This is a genomic window from Proteus sp. fly-1067, from assembly GCF_040139345.1.
Lineage (GTDB): Bacteria > Pseudomonadota > Gammaproteobacteria > Enterobacterales > Enterobacteriaceae > Proteus > Proteus vulgaris_B.
In genome coordinates this window covers 1-674 of record NZ_JBEEUL010000121.1, presented here as the reverse complement: position 1 = coordinate 674, position 674 = coordinate 1, and the positions used below count along the sequence as shown (strand labels likewise).

The 674-nt window shown below is 42.9% G+C and carries 1 protein-coding gene; it reads right to left on the bottom strand.

Annotated features, from left to right (window positions below; all coding sequences use genetic code 11):
• A partial coding sequence (gene rlmN / locus ABN217_RS19515; RefSeq protein ID WP_349459892.1) for a dual-specificity RNA methyltransferase RlmN occupies window positions 1-674 on the bottom strand: 674 nt, incomplete at both ends.

The following is a 674-nucleotide window of genomic DNA, read 5'->3' as shown; positions in this document are numbered from 1 at the left end:
CACCATTAGCATTCGATTTTGCAAGGTAGCGTCTAACACTGCTCAAAAAGGTTTCAATATTGTACTTTTTATTAATTGGCACAATATCATCACGGACATCGTCGGTCGGTGCATGCAATGAAATCGCTAAAGCCACATCAATCATATCGCCAAGCTTGTCTAAAGCGGGTACAACCCCCGAGGTTGATAAAGTCACACGACGTTTAGATAAGCCAAAACCGAAATCATCCATCATGATTTCCATTGCTGGCACGACATTATTTAAGTTCAATAATGGCTCGCCCATTCCCATCATCACTACATTGGTGATTGGACGACGACCACTGGATTTCAACGAACCAATAATTTTTGCAGCACGCCAAACTTGCCCAATAATTTCTGAGACACGTAAGTTACGGTTAAACCCTTGCTGTGCGGTTGAGCAGAATTTACATTCCAGAGCACAACCTACTTGTGAAGAAACACATAAGGTTGCACGATCATCTTCTGGGATATAAACCGTTTCGACCTGTTGGTCACCCACAGTGATCGCCCATTTAATTGTGCCATCCGCAGAACGCTGTTCTTCGGCAACTTCCGGTGCACGGATTTCAGCGACTTCCTTCAGTTTCGCTCTTAGAACTTTGTTGATATCTGTCATTTGATCAAAATCGTCATAACAGTAGTGATAAATC